This window comes from Halogranum roseipondis, from assembly GCF_059695585.1.
The window spans coordinates 2,652,355-2,671,265 of sequence record NZ_CM185235.1 but is presented as its reverse complement, the minus strand read 5'-3'; the positions used below and the strand labels follow the sequence as shown (position 1 = coordinate 2,671,265).

Genomic DNA, 18,911 nt, shown 5'->3' with positions numbered 1-18,911 from the left:
GGCCACTTCGGCCACTTCGCGCTGCTCTCTCCGCTCCTGTGCGCACGACGCTCCGACGGCCGTCAGTCCGCGCGGACGCCGAGATACTTGTCGTTGATCTCGTACTCGCCGCGGTCGTTCTCGACGAGGTACTCGCCGTAGTACGGGACGCGGTTCGAGACGACCTCGCGGAACGCCTCGCGGATCTCGGGTTTGGTCATCTCGCCCATCGACCGGAGGTCGTCGTTGCGGTTGAGACAGCCCTTCAGGTAGCCCTCGTGGGTGACGCGCACCCGGTGGCAGTTCGCACAGAACGTCTCGTTCTCGACGGGGTCGACGATCTCGACCATCCCGCCGTCGGACTCCGGCGTCCCGCCCACCCAGTAGCGCTTGCGGTCGTGCATCTCGCGGGTCTCGACGGTGTCGGCGATATCGGCCAGCCAGTCGTGGACGCGCTGGATGTCGATGTTCCACTCGGGCTTGCCGGTCAGTTCGGGCATGTACTCGATGAGCTGCAGTTGGAGGCCGTCGTTCTCGGCGACGTGGTCGACCATCCCCTCGACGTAGCCGGCGGTGTGCTCGAAGACGACCATGTTGAGTTTCACTGGCTGGAGTCCGGCGTCGAGAGCGGCCTCGACGCCCTCCATCACCTTCTCGTACGCGCCGGATTTGGTGATCTCGGCGAACGCCTCGGGGTCGAGGGCGTCCTGTGAGACGTTGACGCGGCTGAGCCCCGCCTCCTTCAGGTCCTCGGCGCGACCCGGGAGGAACGTCCCGTTCGTCGTCAGCGACGTCTCCATCGAGTCGGGCGTTCGGCGGATGATCTCCTCTAAGTCCTGTCGGAGCATCGGCTCGCCGCCGGTGAACTTCACTTTCTCGACGCCGAACTCCTCGACGACTTCGAGGAAGCGGACGACGTCGTCGGCGCTCATCTCGTCGTCCTGTGCGTCCATCGGTCCACGGGTGTCGCCGAGTCCCTCGTTGTGACAGTAGACGCAGTCGAAGTTACACCGGTCGGTGAGAGAGACCCGCACCCCGGAAACCTCGCGGCCGAAGTCGTCCTCTAACATTATACCTCATTCTTCGTGGAGATGTCCTTAAATGACGCGGCGATTCGAACCACGAGGTAACCGGTGGTGGTTACCTCCCGGGTGGCTTCGTCGTCGGTGGTCGTTACGCTCGTCGGGCTGCGAGCGGCGTCGAAGTCGACTCACGGCATCGGCTCTCCGCCCGAAATCGGCGGCACTCGATGCCGTCTCCCGGAACATCTTTGCCTCGAAGGGACAACCGTGATGGTATGATAGACGAGACCATCGAGGAGATCCGGGAGATGCAGACGCACTCCTCGTCCGTCGTCGCGGTGAAGGCGACTCGTTCGCTGGCGACGCTGCTCGACCGCGACTACGCCACCGTCGACGAGTTCGAGCGCGACCTCGAACACAACACGGGGGCGCTCCGACGGGCGAACCCCTCTCACGCCTCGCTGCACAACGCGATGCGCGAGGTCGCCCGCAGCGTCGTCGGTCGCGCCGACTCCGTCGAGTCCGCGAAGAAGATCACCCGCTCGACCATCGACCGCGTCGTCGAGGACATCGAGACGGGCAAGCGCAAGGCCGCGCGCAACCTCGCCGATACCTTCGAGGACGGCGAGACGTTTCTCACGCACGACTACTCCTCGACCGTGCTGGAGGGCGTCGAACTCGCTGCGGGCGAGGGGGTCCACACCACCGCCTACGTCACCGAGGCCCGCCCGCGCTATCTCGGCCGGAAGACGGTCCGCACCCTTTCGGGGATCGACCGCGTCGACCCGCATCTCATGGTCGACGGTGCCTCGGGCGTGTTCCTCCCCGAGTGCGACCGGGTCATCATCGGCATGGACTGCATCGTCGACGACACGCTCTACAACCGCGTCGGCACGTTTCCGCTCATCGCCACCGCCCACCGACTGGACGTCCCGGTCACCGTCGCCGGCAGCAGCACGAAGATCATCGTCGACGGCTTCGCCTTCGAGAACGAGTACCGCCCGGCCAGCGAGGTGATGCTCGAACCCACCGAGGGGATCACCGTCGAGAACCCCGCCTACGACGCGACGCCGGTGGACCTCATCGACGAGGTCATCACCGACGACGGCGTCCACGAGTTCTAACCCCTCCGATCTGTCTCGTCGACTCTTTTGAAAGATCTGTCCCGCAGAGATCTGCTGTCCTACGACAGCGAGAGACGCTCGCCGCACAGACCGCCTCGCGGACAGTTCGCTGTCCTACGACAGCGAGAGACGCTCGCCGCTCTCGTCACTTCGCTCGATGGCGTCCAACACGCGCTGGACCTGATAGCCGTCCTCGAACGACGGGTGGAACTCGCCGCCGTCTCTGACCGCCGAGAGGAACTCGTAGTTCTCGTGGACGAACGTGTGCTCCCAGCCGAGGACGTGTCCCGGCGGCCACCAGTGGTCGAGGTAGGGGTCGGAGCCGTCGGTGACGAGGATCGTCTCGTAGCCGCGGTGGTCCGCGCCCTTGTACTCCAACTCGTTCAGCCGTTCCAGCGAGAACTTCAGACTCCCCTCCGTGCCGTGAATCTGGATGGTGTGGTCGTTCTTGTGGCCGTCGGCGACGCGGGAAGCCTCGAACGTTCCGATAGCTCCCGAGTCGAACTCCACCTGTGCGGAGTAGGCGTCGTCGACGGTGACCGGTCGGGTCTCGCCGCTCCCCTCGACGGGTCGCTCCTCGACGAACGTCTGAAGCTGTCCGGAGATCTCCGCGAACTCGCCGACTTCCTCGCCGACGAGGAACCGCGAGAGGTCGACCGTGTGCGCGCCGAGGTCGCCGAGCGCGCCGCTCCCTGCCAACTCCTCGTCGTTGCGCCACGACCACGGCGCCTCGGGGTCGACGAGCCAGTCCTGCAGATACTGCCCGCGGACCTGCCGGATCTCGCCGAGCTTCCCGTCCGCGATGAGGTTCTTCGCGTAGCGAATCGCCGGGACGAACCGGTAGTTGAACGCACAGCCGGCGACGAGGCCGCTGTCGGCGGCGGCGTCGCGCATCGCCTCGGCCTCCTCCAGCGTCGGTGCGAGCGGTTTCTCGCAGAAGACGGGCGTCCCGGCCTCCAGCGCGGCGATGGAGGGTTCGGCGTGGACGTGGTTCGGCCCGAGGTTGTAGAAGGCGTCGACCTCGTCGACGACCGCCTCCCAGTCGGTCGAGATGTTCTCGAAGCCGAACTGCTCGGCGGCGTCCGCGAGCGCCTCCTCGTCGCGGCCGACGAGCGTGTGGCGGTTCACGTCGGGCGCGTCGTCGAAGAACATCGGCAAGCGAGCGAGTGCGTTCGAGTGCGCCTTGCCCATGAACCGATACCCCAGAACGCCGACGTCGAGTGGTTCTTGGCTCATCGGGATCACTCCGCCCAGTAGGCGTCGCTCGGTTGCGTCTCGAAGACCGCACGCTGGAGGACGTCGACCGCCTTCTCCAGCCCCTCTCGCGAGGAGGTCAGCGAGTCCTCGTGTTCGATGCTGAGCGCGCCGTCGTAGCCGACCATCCGGAGCGTCGAGACGACGTCCTTCCAGTGTTCTTCGCCGTGGCCGTAGCCGACCGACCGGAACAGCCACGAGCGGTCGACCTCCTCGGTGTAGTCGTCGGTGTCGAGGACGCCCTTCACGTCGGCGTTGGCGTCGTACACCTTGGTGTCCTTGGCGTGGAAGTGGTGGATGGCGTCCATCTCGCCGAGGTAGCGGATCGCCTTCGGCACGTCGATCCCCTGCCAGTAGAGATGCGAGGGGTCGAAGTTCGCGCCGATGCGCTCGTTGGTCTCCTCGCGGAGCTTCGCCATCCCGGTCGGTTCGTAGACGAGCATGTTCGGGTGCATCTCGATGGCGACGTCGACGCCGTGGTCCGCGGCGTGTTCCGCGAGGTCCGACCAGTAGTCGACGGCGACGTCCCACTGGTAGTCGTGGGCGTCGGCGTGCTCGGTCGGCCACGGCGCGGTGATCCAGTTCGGCACCTCGTCGTCCGGGCCGCCCGCGGGGAGCCCCGAGAAGCAGGTGACGACGTTCACGTCGAGTTGCGCGGCCAGTTCGATCGCCTCGCGGAGTTCCTCGTCGGCCTCGGCGGCCGTCTCCTCGTCGGGGTGCAGCGGGTTGTTGTGCGTCGCGAGCGCGCTCACTCGCAGGTCGTGTTCCTCGAGCGTCGCCTGCAACTCCGCCTGTGCGTCCTCGTCGTCGAGGTGTCGCTGTCGGTCGAGGTGATCTTCACCGGGGTAGCCGCCGCAGCCGAGTTCGACTGCGCCGACGCCGATGTCCGAGAGATACGCCAGTGCGTCTTCGAGCGATTGCCCGCCGAGCGGGACAGTGAGTACTCCGACGTCCATGGACGAGGCTACAACTACGCGCCGAATAAAAGTTCAGGACAGACCGCCTATCTTGCCGACTTATCGAGTCAGGCGGCGTCGGTGACGGGACCGTCCTCGCTCTCGCGGTGTTCCGCCGCCGCTCTGTCGAGGGGGTCCTCCAGTTCGCCCGTGATGGACTCGAAGGCGTCCGTCGCGGTGAGCAGTCCGACGATCTCGCCGTCGCGCGTCACCAGCGCCAACTCCTGTTTCTTCTCCTGGAACAGGTCGATGGCCTCGCTGACGCTCGTGTCGACGTCGATCGTCATCGGTTCGACCGCTAGCGCCTCCATCCCGATCTCGCCCGCCGACAGCTCCTCGAACCGGTTCAGCACTGCCGGCATGTAGACGATGCCGCGGAAGTCGTCGACCGACTCCCCGACCAGCGGGAACCGCGTGTGCGGGTGGTCCTCCGCGATGGAGAGGTTCTCGTCTGAGCTGTTGGTCGTCGACAGCGCGACGATGTCGTCGCGAGGGATCATCGTCTCCTCAATCGAGGTCTCACCGACGCGCAGCGCGTTCATCACTTCCTCTTGGCGCTCCTCGGAGAGTTCACCCTCGTCGAGAACGTTCCCGAGTTTGTTCCGAAGTTCGGCCCGCGACTCGATGGCGTCCTGTTCGGCCTCCAGCCACGCACCCGTCATCTCGATGCCGAACAGCCGGAGCGTCCATTTCGCGACCCCGTCGCCGAGTTTGATGAGCGGTGAGATGAGCAGCGCGAAGTAGTACAGCGGCGTCGCGCCGTATCGACAGACGAACTTCGTCCGCTCGACGCCAAGGTAGGTCGGCGTCTGTTCGCCGTGCGTGAGATGCAGGAGGTTGATGATGAGGAACGCGATGATCCCCCCTGCGCCGACGGAGGCGAGCCAGGTGTTCTGCAGATACGGTTCGAACAGCGCGGCGAGCGCCGGTTCGGCGACGATCCCGACGGCGATGCTCGACGCCGTGATCCCGACCTGACAGCTCGTCAGGTAGATCTCGAGGTCGTCGGTCATCTCCCAGGCGCGACGCAGTCCACTCGTGTCGAACTCCGACTCGGAGTACTGCCGCACTCGGGTGAGCGCGAACTCGATAGCGACGAAGAAACCGTTCGCGAGGATGAGTCCTAATCCGGCGACGAGCCGGAGTACGACCTCGGGCGTGTTCATTCACGTCCGACTTCTCTCCCGGTATAAAAAAGCGATGTGGCCTTCAGCCGTCCAACTGGACGGCGCGACCCGTCTCCGAGGAACGATAGACGGCGTCGATGACGCGCTGGACGGCGAGTCCCTCATCGATGGTGTTTCGGTTCGGCGCCTCGCCGGCGCGGACGGCCTCGACGAACAGCGCCTGTTCGGCCTCGTGGGTGTCCGTCGTCTGGGTCTCGACCTCGGTGTCGGTCAGATGGTTCGCCCCGCCCGTCCCCGACTCGTAGACGGTGAGTTCCTGGCTCCCGCGGTCGAAGCGGGCACCGGCGTCGGTCCCCCGGATCACGAACTCGTCGTTGGTGGGACGGTTGACGGCCCACGCGACCTCCAGCGAGACGGTCGACCCGTCCGCACAGCGAACGAACGCGCTGGCGGAGTCGTCGACGTCGAACCCCTCCGGGCCGCTGTCTTTCCCCCACATCTCGACGAAGGCGTAGTCGTCGCGGCCGCCGAACTGCGAGCGCGTGGTCCCCGAGACCTCGACGACCTCCGGATAGTCGAGGAAGTACAGCGCGAGGTCGATGGCGTGGACGCCGATGTCGATGAGCGCCCCGCCGCCGGCGACCTCCTTGTTCGTGAACCACGACCCACGGCCGGGGACGCCACGCCGACGGACGTAGTTGGCTTCGACGTGGTCGACGTCGCCGAACCGCCCCTGTCGCTGGTACTGTTTGACGATCTCGACCGGGTTGGCAAACCGGTTGTTGAAGCCGACCATACAGAACCCGTCTGCGTCTGCGACGGCGTCGGCGATGCGCTCTGCGCTCTCCAGGGAGTGTGCCAGCGGTTTCTCGAGGAGGACGTCCAGCCCGGCCGCCAGCGCCGAGACGGCGTACTCCTCGTGGAAGCGGTTCGGCGTAGTGACGATGACGGCGTCGGCGACCTCGTAGAGATCGGTCGCGTCGTCGTACGCCGTCACACCGAACTCTCGCTCGAAGCGCTCACGAGCCGACTGGGCGATGTCGACGCCGCCGACGAGGTCGGCGTCCTGTCGCGTCAGTCGAGTCGCGTGGTGGTGGCCGATGTTTCCCAGTCCGACGATACCGATACGCGGAGAGCGGTCGTTGCTCATCGTTAGCGAGGTTTACTCAAACGATAGTTAAGTATCTCGCTTCTGACGGCGAAACGACTGTCGAGCGAGGTGGGCGGGGAAAGAACGGCGGGCGGTCGGGTCAGTAGAGCTGGCGTTCGCGTTCGTCGCGCTCTTCCTCTTCGCGTTTCTCCTCCTTGAGACGCTTCCGTCCACGGAGGTACTGCCGACCTTTCGGGATGTAGACGTTCTTCAGGTCCATCACGAAACGCACCACTCCGTACGCCCACGGCAGGAACAGGAGGGTGACGAGCGCGACGTACAGCCAACCGAACTCTGTGACCATGGATGTGAGCTAGTCGTCGCTTTCGGCTTCCGTCCCGGTAGTGCTTTCGGCGGTCGTGGGTTTGACCAGGCCGTGCTGGATGGCCTCGCCGGTGTTCGTGTCGAACAGGTGGATCTTGCTCCGGTCGAGCACGACGTCGACGTCCTGTTCCTCTTCGATGTCGCTGTCGGGAGAGACGCTCATGAGCAGCTGGTTGCTCGACGCCGTCTCCTCGAGGCTGGTCTCGACGTCCTCCGCCAGGAGGAGGTAGATGAAGATCTCGTCACCCATCGGCTCCATCACGTCGGAGACCGTGTCGATCTCGGCGGTCGGGTGTGAGAGCGTCCGTCCGTCGTGGGCCGGGTAGACGTCTTCCGGTCGGATGCCGAGCGTCACCGCGTCGCCGACGTCGACACCCATCCGTGCGGGGTCGAACTCGACGGCGAGGTTCTCGCCCTCGAAGCCAGTCTCGGTGACGGTCCCGTCGACGAAGTTCATCGCCGGCGACCCGATGAAGCCGGCGACGAACAGGTTCGCCGGTTCGTTGTAGCAGGTCAGCGGCGGGTCGATCTGCTGGAGCTGTCCGGAGTCGATGACCGCGATCCGGTCGCTCATCGTCATCGCCTCCGCCTGGTCGTGCGTGACGTAGATGATGGTGGTGTCCAGTTCCTTGTGGAGCCGCTGGAGCTCGGTCCGCATGTGGACCCGGAGCTTGGCGTCGAGGTTCGCCAGCGGCTCGTCCATGAGGAACACTTCGGGGTTCCGAACGATGGCGCGGGCGATGGCGACGCGCTGACGCTGTCCACCGGACATCTCGTCGGGCATCCGGTCGAGCATCCCCTCTAACTGGACGATGTCCGACGCCTTCTCGACGCGTCGGTCGATCTCCTCCTTCTCGTAGTCGCGGAGGCGGAGCCCGAAGCTGATGTTGTCGTAGACGTCCATGTGTGGGAACAGCGCGATGTTCTGGAACACCATCGCGATGCCGCGGTCCTTCGGCGGCAGGTCGGTCACGTCTTGACCGGCGATGTACACCTGCCCCTCGGTCGGCTTGGTCAGTCCGGCGACCATCTCCATGGTCGTGGACTTCCCGCACCCCGAGGGCCCGACGAGACAGACGAACTCGCCGTCCCGGATCTGCACGTTCATGTCGTCTACTGCCGTTACGTCGTCGTACTGCTTCGTTACGTGTTCGAGTTTTACGTCTCCCATTGTCTTACTCCTTGAGTGCCCCTGCGGTGAGGCCGCTGACGATCTTCTCCTGTGCGATGATGACGAGGATGGCGACCGGCAGCACCCCGATGATGCTGGCCGCCGCCATCAGGTGATACGGCGTGTCGAACTGCCCCTGGAGGCCGAGGATGCCGCCGACGATCGGCGCCCAGTTCCCTGCCTCTCCGTTGTTCATCAGGAACGAGAAGAAGAACTCGTTGTAGACGCTGATGAACGTCAGGACGCCCGCCGTCGCCACGCCGGGCGCCGACAGCGGGATGATGACCCGGAACAGCGCGCCGAGTCGAGTAGTCCCCTCGATCCGAGCGGCGTCTTCCAGTCCGTCGGGGATCTGCCCGTAGAACGTGGTGAGGATGAAGATGGACAGCGGCATGAACAGCGCGCTGAACGGCAACACCATCGACCACGGCGTGTTGAACAGGTCCGGACTGTTGAGGAACAGCTGTTCGCCGAACACGATCGAGGTGCCGAGCAGCGGCACCTGCACGTTTCCGGTGAACAGCTCGAACAGCGGAATGAGGAACGCAGCCGGCGGGAAGTACGAGATGGCCAGGATGGCGAGCATCAGCGGTGCCTTCCCGGGGAAGCGGAGTCGACCGAAGACGTAGCCGGCCAGACTCGCCAACAGCAGGACGATGACCGTCGTCATGATCCCCAACACCAGGCTGTTGAACATGAAGATGTGGAACGGGACGCGTTCGAACACCGTGACGAACGACATCGGGTTGAACCCGTTCGGCACGAGACCGACGTTGGTGAGCAGGTTCTGCGGCGTCAGCGCGAGCACCAACAGCCAGTAGAACGGGAACAGCGTGGTGAACAGGAAGACGATCGTCGCGACGTAGAACATCGCCCGATAGACGCGCTCGGGATTCTGGATGGAGCTCTCCACCCAGCTGCCGAGCGGCCCTCGCTTGAGCGGGCGGTCGTCACCGATTCCGGTACTTCCTTGTCCTGAGTCTGCTGCCATGTTAGAAGCCTCCCTCCGCGTCGGCGAACTTCACGATGTAGACGCTGACGACGATGCCGATGATGGCGGCCGTGACGAACGCCACGGTGGCGGCCGTCCCGTAGATGCGCGAGCTGAAGCTCGACACGACCAGACAGGACAGCGACGGCACCGTCTGACAGCCGCTGGTCGTCTCGATGATCCCGTACACCCGCATCGCCGCGATGGTGCGGAACAGCATCGCGACCAGGATGGTCGGCAGGATGAGCGGGAAGGTGATCATCTTGAACTGCTGCCACGGCGACGCGCCCGAGACGCGAGCGACGTCGTACAGCGAGCGGTCGATGCTCTGCATCCCCGCGAGGATCAGCAGCGCCATGAACGCCGTCGTCTTCCAGACGTCGGCCACCGTGATGATGAGCAGCGAGTCGATGGTGTTGACGAGCGGCGTCGTTCCGATGATACCCAGCTGGTTGAGCAGCGAGGGGTTCTGACTCGTCCCCACGAGGAACCCGATTCCGGGCTGGAACAGCAGGTAGAAGATCATCCCCTGGATGACGATGGGGACGGCCCACGGGATGATGATGGCGACGCGGACCCACCGACGGCCGCGGAACTCCTGGTCGAGTACGAGCGCCTGGACGAAGCCGAGGATCGTCTCGAAGAAGACGCTGGCGACGGTGAAGATGAGCGTCACGCCGAGCGCGCTCGACACGAGTCCGCCGACCGACAGCGACGTCGGCATGAACGGTGCCGGCAGCGCGTAGCTCTTCTGGTTGGTGAGCAGTTCAACGTAGTTCTGGATTCCGACGAACTCGCCGAGCGTGGCGCTTCCGGCGATCGCGTCCGCGAACAACGACATGCCGAACGTCGTCACGAGCGGGTAGATCGCGATCACCAGAAGCAACAGCAGCGCCGGAGTGAGGAGGAAGTACGCGAACGCCGTCTCGCTCAGGTTCTCCATCCAGCGGACTGCCGAGACGTACGGACCTGACCGAGAGCTGTCACGTATGGCTCCCTGGGATTCTTGTTCTGTTGCCATTTTTAACAATAGATAATGTGGTACGAGGTGTTTAGGCGTTGTCCTCGGTCTATGCGTTGTTCTCGATCTCTTGGAGCGTCGACTTGAGGTCGGTCATCGCCTTCTTGGGGGGCTTGTTGCCCGCGTAGGCGGCGTTGACCTGCTCGGCGACCGGGCCGGACTGCTGGGTCCAGACGGCGGTGACCGGCCGCGGCACCGCGTTCTCGCCGGCGACCTTCAGCTGCGGCAGGTAGCGGCCGATGATCTCGACCTCTTTTGCCTGATCGGAGTCGAGCAGGCTCGGACGCGGCGGGATCCAGCCGATGATGCCGAACAGGTCGAGCTGGAACTGCTCTTTCTGCATGACCTTCATTACCTGCAGGGCGGCCTGCTTCTTCTTGTCGGGCGCGTTCGGGTTCATCGTCATGTGCCAGCCGCCGAGAGCGGCGACCGGACCGCCGGTCCCCTCGTACTGCGCCTTGTCGGCGGTGACCCCGTACGGGATCGGCATCACGCCGAGTTTCTCGCCGAAGGCTTCCTCCGCCCCGGCGGCGTTGATCGAGTACGGCCAGTTGCGGTGGGCGACGACGTTGCCGTTCATGAACGGCGCACGCGACGGCTCCTCGGTCCACTGGAGCACCGCCTCGGGCGAGATCTGCTGGATGCCGTCCATCGTGTTGTCGGCGTCCGAGCCGTGGATGAGCGAGCGAACCATCTTGATCGAGTCGATCACCGGCTGCTCGTCCACCGTAATGGGGCGGTCGCCGACCGGACCGAACAGGTTGTCGTGAGAGCCGAAGAAGGCGCCCCCGAAGGAGGTCATGAACTCGTTGAAGTCACAGCAGGAGAGCCCCTCGTAGACGCTCGCCTGGAACGTGAACCCCATGAGGTTCTGGTTGTCGCTCGCGTTCACGGCCTCGCTGACCGCCGTCGAGAACTTCTTCCAGGTCGTGGACTCGGTGGCCCACTTCTCGAAGTCCGACTGGCCGTAGCCGGCGGCCTCCATCAGGTCCTTGCGGTACTGGACGGTCGGGAAGTCCGGGAACAGCGGCATCCCGTAGAGGTCCCCCGAGTCGGGGTGCTTCGCCGTGGCGACGCTCGCCTCGAAGTAGTCGTTGTTGATGGTGTCGGTCATGCTCGACGGCAGCGCAGCGCTGAGGTTCTGCAGCTGCTCGCGCACGATGAACGGGATCGTCCACCCGCTGTCCATCATCAGCAGCGTCGGCTCCGACCGACCCGCGCTCAGCCACTGCTGGTACTGCGACTGGCGGTTGTCGGTCACCTGCGACCCGGCGACGATCTCGACGGTGATGTTGTCCGGGAGACCGGCGTTCGACATCGCCTCTCTGATGGCCTGTTTGTTGTCGTTGACGCGCGTGTCGGCTGCCCACTGCACCGTGACGTCGCCTTCGGGTGCTTGGGTGTTGATGGCATCGCCGCCACCGCTGCCGCCATCGCCACCGTCGCCACCGTCGCCGCCGCTGCTGATGCAGCCAGCGAGCCCGACGGTGACACCGGATGCCCCTGCAGCCTGTACGAACCGACGACGTGAGACGCCGCTTCGTCGCCCATTCTCGTGTGAGTCACTGTCAACCATTACAGTTGGGAGCTATGGATAGGATTTATTTAAACGTTCGGGAAAGATTACTACCTCTGTTGTAGTGAATTCGCTGTCATCTGCATCGCCCCGCTGTCTGCCATACAACCGGGGTGGTAAAACCCGTTGTGGCTTCGTTGGTGAACGATTCGCATATTGTGTTATCTTCCGTACCGGTTTCCTCCGTCTCGGACGACCACCGAACGGTGTTCACAACTCTCAAGCCATCGGAGCAGCGACTCTTCCTCATGTCACTGCTCGACTCGCTCCGTCGTCCGGAGCACACGGGCGACAACCGGTGTCTTCCCTGTACCGCCGTCAACAGCGCGTTCGTCCTCGCGGTCGCAGGTCTCGTCGGCCGCCGGTGGCGACCGGCCGGGGCCGCCGTCCTCGCGGTCGGGGCCGCTGCCGTCGCACTTCGCGGGTACGTGGTTCCGTACACTCCCCAGTTCGCTCCGCGATTGGTCGAACCGCTCCCGTTCGTGTTCAAACGCCGGCCCGACGCAGCCTCCGACTCCTTCTCGACGGTCTCCATCGACGACGACGCCGCCGTCGCCGACGGGGCTGTCGGAGTCGCCGACGCTGACGAGGGCGTCGGCACCGACGACACGACCCACGCTGTCGACGCCGACGACGCCGGCCTCCCGGACTCCGACTCGTTGACCGCCGTCGACGCCGACGGCGAACGGGTGATGGTGGCACTCCTCGAAGCGGGTGTCATCGTCGACGACGGCGAGACCGTCCGGCCGAGCGACGAGTTCACCGCCGACTGGGAGTCGACGATGGCCGACCTCCGGACGCTCGACGCCGACGACCTCGCCGCCGCCGTCGCCGACGCCGCGCCGTTCGACGCCACCGGCACGACCGACGGCGACTGGGTCGTCGTCGAGGGCGAAGGACGGGCGGTACATCTCTCTCGACCGATCGCGATCGCCGAGACCGCCGCCATCCGGGTGATGGCCGACGCCGACGTCCCGGCCGACCTGCGGGTCGAAGCGGCCCAACCGCTCCGGATGTTTCTCGAGCGCTGTCCGAACTGCGGCGGCGTCGTCGAGGAGACAGACACCAAGAACTGCTGTGGGGGCTCTGCGGGAGCCTACGGCGGCGTCGTCTACGACGTCCTCGTCTGTCGGGACTGCGACGCGCTCGTCTACGAGTTCGACGAGACGGTCGAGGCCTGAGACGCGACGCGTTCAGGCCAGCCCCGGCGGTGACTCCCGACCGAGGTGGAGTTCCTGTGCTTCGATGTCTTCGAGCGCCGCGACGAGGCCGCCAATTTCGACCGGCCCCTCCTCGGTCTCGATCACCATCGAGGCGACCTCCTCGGTGTCGACGAACGAGACGTCGACGACCTTCCCCTCGATCACCGTGGGGTTCCCCGTCTCGACGTCGCGTCCCTGGACGGTCGCGTAGAACTCGCCGCCGATGTCGCGGACGTCCTTGACGGCGCGCCGGATCGAGGCGTAGCGGCGCGGGAACGGCCGGCTCTTCCCGTCGGCGGCGAGCGTCTCGGCGGTCGTCCAGAGGACGGTCCCGAAGAAGCCGCTGACGAGGAAGCCGAGCGCCGAGCGGTTGAAGATGACGCCGTAGCGGTCCTGGTCGTCGCGGAGCGCGTCCTGCGTGGCGTACACCGAGTACTCGCCGTCGGCGACGGCGAGCACCGGCGTCGTGATGCCGCGGCGGGCGCGGGCGATGGTGCAGATCTCCATGTAGTCGAACTCCGCGGGGTCGGGTGCGCGACTGGCGGGCGTCACGAGCAGGTCGATGCTGACGCCGTCGTCGATGGCGGCCGCCAGATCGTCGTAGAACCGCCGCAGCAGGTCCGGCGTCAACGACAACACGAGTTCGTACTCGGCGTTGTCGACGACCTCCTCGATGTAGCGGAGGATCGTCGAGCGTGACTTCACGAGCGAGACGGCCTCGGTGTCGCGCGCCGGGGCGGTGTAGCGCGCGCCGAGTTCGTCGACGAGTTCGGTCAGCGACGACTGGATGTTGCCGAAGGAGTCCTCGGGGTCGACGGCGACGATCTTCATCGGCCGCGACTCGCGGAGTTCGACCAGCCCCCGGTCCGAGAGGCTTCGAACCGTGTCGTACACGCGCGGCTGTGGGATGTCGGTTCGGTCCGCGATCTCGCTGGCGGTGAGTTCGCCGTGTTCGAGCACGGCGAGGTACGCGTCGATCTCGTACTCGCCGAGGTTGAAGCGCTCGCCGACGCGCTCCATGTTGACTCGGAGGTCGTCTGCCATGATTCACCCACCGTCCTCCTGACTTAAGGTATTTACTGAAATGCGAGTAGCACGGGCTTCCGTAAACACGTGGTAGGTAACGGACGTTGGTATAGGACGTCGACAGCGAGAGAGGACAACGCTTTTTCGCCGACCCGGAGACAGATAGCGCATGACCACTGGCTGGCATCGTCTGGCAGACGGCGTTCGTCTCCAAGCCGACGGTGCGAGCGGCGACGGGACGACCGGCGAGCAGGTCACCAGCATCTTCGACTTCGTGCCGTGGGTTCAGGCGTGGCCACCGCTGCAGTTCCTCGTCGTCATCCTCTTTACGCTCATCGGCGCGTACCTCTCGACGTACATCCTGCGGCTCATCGGTCGCCCGGTCGCCAGACAGTTCCGTCGCGAGAGCGTGGCTCAGACCGTACTTCGCGCCGTCCGCGCCGGGACCATCGTGCTCTTCGCGCTGCTGGGAATGACGGTAGCCGGTCTCGAGATCGGCAACATCGTCCTCTCGCTGACAGTGCTATCGGCCGTGCTCGGTATCATCCTCGCACCCATCGTCGGCAGCGTCATCAACGGGCTGTTCGTCCTCGCAGATCAGCCGTACGAGATCGGCGACATGATCGAACTCGACGACGGCACCCGCGGGTTCGTCGACGACATCACGCTGCGGTACACCAAGATCATCACGCTCGACAACACCTTCCTCGTCATTACGAACTCCGCCATCCGCGAACGCGACGTCGCCAACTACTCCGCGGAGGACGAGCGGACCCGCCTCTCGCTCGACGTCCTCGTCACCTACGAGTGCGACGTCGAGCAGGCCCGCGAGTTGATCGAACGCGCCGCCCGCCAGTGCGAGGACGTCGTCGAGGGCGGCCCCGACATCCGCATCGGGAGCGCGCGCTACCCGGCGACTCCGCGCGTCCTCATGAACGACTACGGCGACCACGGCGTCCTCCTCCGACTGCGCTACTGGGCGAAGAAACCGTACAAGATCGCGGCCGTTCAGTCGAACGTCCGGACGAGACTGTGGGAGCTGGTCGACGACGCCGACGTCGACGTCGAGTTCGCCTACCCGCACCAGCATCACGTCTTCGACGAGACGAGCGGTCGCGCGGAGGTGGCCGTCACCCGAGGTGGCGACAGACGGTACGCGGTCGACCCCCGACCCGACCCCGAAGCCGGGACCGGAGACGAGGCGGCCGAAGGAGAGGCGGCGGGAGAGACGCCGTCGACGATGGAGTCGGTGTCGTCCGACGAGTGAGAGCGTGTCGGCGTCGCTCGGAACCGTCGGGACCCCGGCGTCGACCGCTCAGTCGGCCCGGACGGTGATGACGGTACAGTCGAGTTTCTCTCGCAGGAACGACTCGATGTCGGGGTCGTCGAGGAACCGTCGGAGCGTCCGCCGCCACCGTCCGGCCTGTTTCGATCCGATGACGACCACGTCGGCCTCCTCGGCGGCGACCTCCTCGAGGATCGTCTCCTCGACGAGAAAGCCGCGTCGGACGACGTACCGCGAGCGCGGTACGTCTCCGAACTCCCGTTCCACGGCACGTTTCAACTCCGTTCGCGTCACCCCGTCGTTGTCCTGATACAGGTTCACGTGGAGCACCGTCAGCTCCGCGTCGCGGTCCTCGGCGACGCGGATCGCCTCGGCGAGCGTCGCACGCGAGTGACTGGTCAGGGGGTACCGGACGGGGACGACGACCAGCGTCATTGGTCGACGTTCTCACCTCGATAGTGTCAACCTTCCCCTTCGCTCATCGGGTGCGACGGTGGCTCACACGTCGGCTCGAGCGACTGTTCGGCGTGAGAGCAGGCGTCATGCGTCCTCGTCCGGCGACTCCGCGAGGGACAGCGTCGACACCCGTTCGATCCGCCCCTCGACCGCGGGGTCGATACCACGTTCGCGTGCGTACGCTGCGAGCTGTTCGTGTTGGATACCGAACTCGCCCGCCCGGTGGCGCTCGTCGACGGCCGGGAACTCGTGGTCCGAGTGGAGGAGATACTCGGCCATCGCCACCGTGTAGAGCGCCTCCGGGTCGACCGGGTCGCCGCCGACGCTCGCCTCGACGAGCCCCGCCGCGTCGTTGTCCCAGACGACGCGCGCGCCGCTGACGTGGCCGTGCCACCACCCCGCTTCGCCGAAGTCGACGACGGCGGCGCTCATCTGCCGGAAGGCGGCCAGCAACTCCGCGCCCGTCACCTCGGCGAGGACGATCTGCTCCTCGAACGGGATGACGCTCACGAGGTCGGCGACCGTCACCGCACCGGCGAGCGGCGGCCCCGCGCGGATGCCGCCGCTGTTCTGGAGAGCGACGTCGGCGTCGGTCGCCCAGCGGTAGGCGTCGGCGACGAAGTTGCCGATCCGACACTCCCCGCCGTGGACCACGTCGGCGCTCCGTTCGATCGGTCGCTCGACGGTCGCGACCACCTCGTCCAACCCGGCCTCGGCGACGCGACTCCGCAGCGCCTCGGCCAGCCGCGGGTTCTCGGGACCGTCTGTGGGGTCGTGGCGGTCGACGCGGACGCCGTCGTCGTCGACGACGACTTCGAGCACCGTCTCGCCGTTGACGCCGGGGCGGGTGAGCAGGGTGCCGTCGACGCGGTCGACGCGCTCGCTGTGGACGTGGCCGCCCAGAATCACGTCGACGTCGACGCGGCGGGCGAGTTCGTCGTCGCCGCCGCCGAGATGCGAGAGGGCGACGACGCGGTCGACGCCCTCGTCTCGGAGTGCCGAGACGGCCCGCTCGGCCGCCTCGTAGGGGTCGGTGAACGTCAGGTCGACGGCGCTGGGGTTCAGCGAGTCGGTCGCCGGGTCCGTAACGCCGAAGAAGCCGACGCGGACGCCGTCGACCGACTCGACGGTCCACGGGACGACGCCCTCCGCGGTCCCGAACCGCTCGCCGTCCTCGTCGTAGACGTTCCCACTCACCCACGTCTGGGGAGTCTCCGGGAGGAGCGCACGCGTCTCGTCGGGGCCGTAGTCGAAGTCGTGGTTGCCGAACGTCGAGAGGTCGGCGTCGACGGCGCGGAAGAAGTCGGTCGCTTGGTGGCCCTTCGCCACCATCGCGACGACGCCCGGCGAGGTGTTGTCGCCAGTGCCGACCACGAGTGCGTCGTCGCCGTCGAGGGCAGTGATCGTCCCGGCGAGCCGGCCCGCGCGCTCCGGGTCGTCGTAGACGTTCTCGATGTCCGAGTAGTGAAGAAACCGCGGCATGACCGGGTGTGACGTCGCCGACGACAAGAAGCCGTCGAGACACCGTCGCCGGCGACGGTTCTGCCCTCGTTGGGTCCGACCGACGCGTTACGCTTCGGGCTCTTCGAGCTGGAAGGCGACCTCGACCTCCGTCTGGTACTCGCGGTCCTCGACGGAGGCGATCTCGACGCCCATCTCCTTCACCTCGACCCAGTGGACGTTGTCGAGTGTGTCCTGGGCGCGGTCGACGGCGTCGTCGACGGCGGCGTCGAAACTCTCGTTACTCCGACCGATGAGGGTGATCTTCTTGTAGACCATCGCACCAGTCTGTTCACTCGGCTAGGGCAAAAAGACACTCCCCGACCGAAACAGGTTCCGCGGCCGACGAGACGGACGTGGGGACGGCAACTCACCGACGGTCCAGTCGAGTCGCGAGCGCGCCGACGACGTCCGTCAGGTAGGCGGTCCCCCAGACGGCGACGAGGACGCCGCCGACGGTGTTGAACACGAGGTCGGTCATGGTGTCTTCGAGGCCGTACTGCGTCAGCACCGCGTCGTTGCCCAGGAGATCCGCCGCCCCGCCGATGGCGAACTCCAGCACCTCCCAGAAGACGCCGAAGGCGACGACGAAGAGCAAGATGAAGACGAACATGAACCGCTCGGGGAGTTCGACGGCGTCGGTGTGCTCCTCGATCGCGCGGGCGACCGTGTAGCCGATGGCGGCGACGACGCTGGCCGACAGCGCGTGGGTGACGCTGTCCCACCACGGCAGCGACCGGTAGAACGTCTGGTCGGTGCCGGGGATGCCGACGGTGCCGAGCGCGTGGAGGAACACCGCGGTGGTGATCCAGAGCGTCAACCCGGCGTTCATCGGGATGTGGTAGTCGCGTTCGAGCGTCGCCGGCAGGTAGGTGATGAGGAACGCGACGCCGGCGTTGACGACGATGCCGAGATCTCCTCGCTCGAAGCCGACGAACAGCAGTCCGACGAGCGTCACCTGCATCGCTCGCGACAGTCGCCGCTGGGTCCGCTCGTCGAGGCGGACGAGGGCGCGCACTCGCGACAGCGCGTCCGTTGCGGAGGTGGGCTCGGACTCCGTCCCCGAGTCGGCGCTCACGACTCGACCTCCTCGACGAGCGCGGCCTGTCTGTCGCGTCGTCGCCGGAAGTAGAACTCGAAGAGGAACCCGGCGCCGACGCCGGCGACCGTGGCGGCGACGAAGTCCCACATCAGCTCGGTCTCGGGCGTCGTCCCAGTGTTCCGGTCGACGAGGAACCCCGTGCCGAGGTAGAGATCCGAGAGCCACTGTGCGACCGCCCACACGCCGGCGGCCGCCATCGTCGCGATGACGACGAACAGCACGGCGAAGGAGTAGTTCATCTTCACCGGCGTGAACACGTCGAGTTCGACGGCGATGATGAGCGCCACCGCGGCGACCGCGAGATAGGTCGTCACTCGGCCGGTGAGTGTGATGCCGTCGACGCGCTGGCCCACGACGAGCACGCGAGCGAGCATCGGGAGCGACGCCAGCGCGATCACCTCCCACGGGAGCATCGAACGCGGGTTCCGGGCGGCGACCGCCGGTACGAGTGCAAGCGCGACGACGGCGAACGTGAACCCGGCCCAGAGGAGGTCTCGGCGGAGGAGCGCGGCGACGGCGACGACGGCGAGAAAGCCCACGAGCAGCCACCCGAGGACGGCGTTCACCTGTCGGCGCTCGACCACGTCTCGGAGCCCGGAGCGTGACATACCCTCACGTAGGCGTCAGCCGAGCCAAAACCTTTCC

At 66.0% G+C, this 18,911-nt stretch carries 19 protein-coding genes; 3 read left to right on the top strand and 16 right to left on the bottom strand.

From position 1 onward, the window contains the following. Positions 1–62: 62 nt before the first annotated feature. A complete protein-coding gene (gene moaA, locus EOHIBHHM_RS13965; protein WP_497251593.1) occupies positions 63–1,049 on the bottom strand; it encodes a GTP 3',8-cyclase MoaA in 987 nt (328 codons plus the stop codon). Positions 1,050–1,276: 227 nt separating this feature from the next. On the opposite strand from moaA, the gene EOHIBHHM_RS13960 reads away from it, so the two are divergent. Then, a complete protein-coding gene (locus EOHIBHHM_RS13960) occupies positions 1,277–2,125 on the top strand; it encodes an eIF2B alpha/beta/delta subunit family protein (RefSeq protein WP_497251591.1) in 849 nt (282 codons plus the stop codon). Between the two features lie 114 nt (positions 2,126–2,239). Here EOHIBHHM_RS13960 and EOHIBHHM_RS13955 read toward each other — a convergent pair whose 3' ends face one another. The 9 genes from EOHIBHHM_RS13955 to EOHIBHHM_RS13915 all read right to left on the bottom strand — a co-directional run bounded on the left by EOHIBHHM_RS13955 (position 2,240) and on the right by EOHIBHHM_RS13915 (position 11,695). Next, entirely contained in the window at positions 2,240–3,361 is a 1,122-nt protein-coding gene (locus EOHIBHHM_RS13955; protein ID WP_497251589.1) for a Gfo/Idh/MocA family protein, read from the bottom strand. Between the two features lie 5 nt (positions 3,362–3,366). Then, positions 3,367–4,335 (bottom strand): sugar phosphate isomerase/epimerase family protein, encoded by a 969-nt coding sequence (locus EOHIBHHM_RS13950; RefSeq protein ID WP_497251587.1) that lies wholly within the window; start codon positions 4,333–4,335, stop codon positions 3,367–3,369. Between the two features lie 68 nt (positions 4,336–4,403). Next, entirely contained in the window at positions 4,404–5,501 is a 1,098-nt protein-coding gene (locus EOHIBHHM_RS13945) for a CNNM domain-containing protein (RefSeq protein ID WP_497251585.1), read from the bottom strand. A gap of 43 nt (positions 5,502–5,544) precedes the next feature. Further along, the gene (locus EOHIBHHM_RS13940) at positions 5,545–6,612 is read right to left on the bottom strand and encodes a Gfo/Idh/MocA family protein (RefSeq protein ID WP_497251583.1); all 1,068 of its coding nucleotides are present in this window, start codon (positions 6,610–6,612) and stop codon (positions 5,545–5,547) included. A gap of 100 nt (positions 6,613–6,712) precedes the next feature. Continuing rightward, positions 6,713–6,916, bottom strand: a complete 204-nt coding sequence (locus tag EOHIBHHM_RS13935) for a DUF8005 family protein (RefSeq protein ID WP_497251581.1) — start codon at positions 6,914–6,916, stop codon at positions 6,713–6,715. 9 nt (positions 6,917–6,925) lie between these two features. Next, positions 6,926–8,107: an ABC transporter ATP-binding protein gene (locus EOHIBHHM_RS13930; RefSeq protein WP_497251579.1), complete on the bottom strand. Its 1,182-nt coding sequence runs from the start codon at positions 8,105–8,107 to the stop codon at positions 6,926–6,928. A gap of 4 nt (positions 8,108–8,111) precedes the next feature. After that, entirely contained in the window at positions 8,112–9,098 is a 987-nt protein-coding gene (locus tag EOHIBHHM_RS13925) for a carbohydrate ABC transporter permease (protein ID WP_497251577.1), read from the bottom strand. A gap of 1 nt (position 9,099) precedes the next feature. After that, positions 9,100–10,041, bottom strand: coding sequence for a carbohydrate ABC transporter permease (locus EOHIBHHM_RS13920; protein WP_497251575.1), 942 nt, complete (start codon positions 10,039–10,041; stop codon positions 9,100–9,102). A 127-nt stretch (positions 10,042–10,168) separates the two neighbouring features. Next, positions 10,169–11,695: an extracellular solute-binding protein gene (locus tag EOHIBHHM_RS13915; RefSeq protein WP_497251573.1), complete on the bottom strand. Its 1,527-nt coding sequence runs from the start codon at positions 11,693–11,695 to the stop codon at positions 10,169–10,171. A gap of 248 nt (positions 11,696–11,943) precedes the next feature. Between EOHIBHHM_RS13915 and EOHIBHHM_RS13910 the strand changes: the two genes are divergently transcribed. Then, a complete protein-coding gene (locus tag EOHIBHHM_RS13910) occupies positions 11,944–12,876 on the top strand; it encodes a DUF8054 domain-containing protein (protein ID WP_497251571.1) in 933 nt (310 codons plus the stop codon). 12 nt (positions 12,877–12,888) lie between these two features. Here EOHIBHHM_RS13910 and trmB read toward each other — a convergent pair whose 3' ends face one another. After that, complete coding sequence (gene trmB / locus EOHIBHHM_RS13905) at positions 12,889–13,941, bottom strand: HTH-type sugar sensing transcriptional regulator TrmB (RefSeq protein WP_497251569.1); 1,053 nt, start codon at positions 13,939–13,941, stop codon at positions 12,889–12,891. 151 nt (positions 13,942–14,092) lie between these two features. On the opposite strand from trmB, the gene EOHIBHHM_RS13900 reads away from it, so the two are divergent. Next, positions 14,093–15,190 (top strand): mechanosensitive ion channel family protein, encoded by a 1,098-nt coding sequence (locus EOHIBHHM_RS13900; protein WP_497251567.1) that lies wholly within the window; start codon positions 14,093–14,095, stop codon positions 15,188–15,190. Positions 15,191–15,238: 48 nt separating this feature from the next. Here the strand turns inward: EOHIBHHM_RS13900 and EOHIBHHM_RS13895 are convergent, their stop codons facing one another. The 5 genes from EOHIBHHM_RS13895 to EOHIBHHM_RS13875 form a co-directional block, all read right to left on the bottom strand. Beyond that, positions 15,239–15,643, bottom strand: coding sequence for a universal stress protein (locus EOHIBHHM_RS13895; RefSeq protein WP_497251565.1), 405 nt, complete (start codon positions 15,641–15,643; stop codon positions 15,239–15,241). A 105-nt stretch (positions 15,644–15,748) separates the two neighbouring features. Beyond that, complete coding sequence (locus tag EOHIBHHM_RS13890; RefSeq protein WP_497251563.1) at positions 15,749–17,146, bottom strand: bifunctional metallophosphatase/5'-nucleotidase; 1,398 nt, start codon at positions 17,144–17,146, stop codon at positions 15,749–15,751. Positions 17,147–17,233: 87 nt separating this feature from the next. Next, complete coding sequence (locus EOHIBHHM_RS13885; RefSeq protein WP_497251561.1) at positions 17,234–17,443, bottom strand: dodecin; 210 nt, start codon at positions 17,441–17,443, stop codon at positions 17,234–17,236. 91 nt (positions 17,444–17,534) lie between these two features. Then, positions 17,535–18,128 carry a DUF2238 domain-containing protein gene (locus tag EOHIBHHM_RS13880; RefSeq protein WP_497257003.1) on the bottom strand — a complete coding sequence of 198 codons (594 nt, stop codon included), beginning with the start codon at positions 18,126–18,128 and terminating at the stop codon, positions 17,535–17,537. Between the two features lie 110 nt (positions 18,129–18,238). Beyond that, positions 18,239–18,874 carry a hypothetical protein gene (locus tag EOHIBHHM_RS13875; RefSeq protein WP_497251559.1) on the bottom strand — a complete coding sequence of 212 codons (636 nt, stop codon included), beginning with the start codon at positions 18,872–18,874 and terminating at the stop codon, positions 18,239–18,241. Between the last annotated feature and the right edge of the window lie 37 nt (positions 18,875–18,911).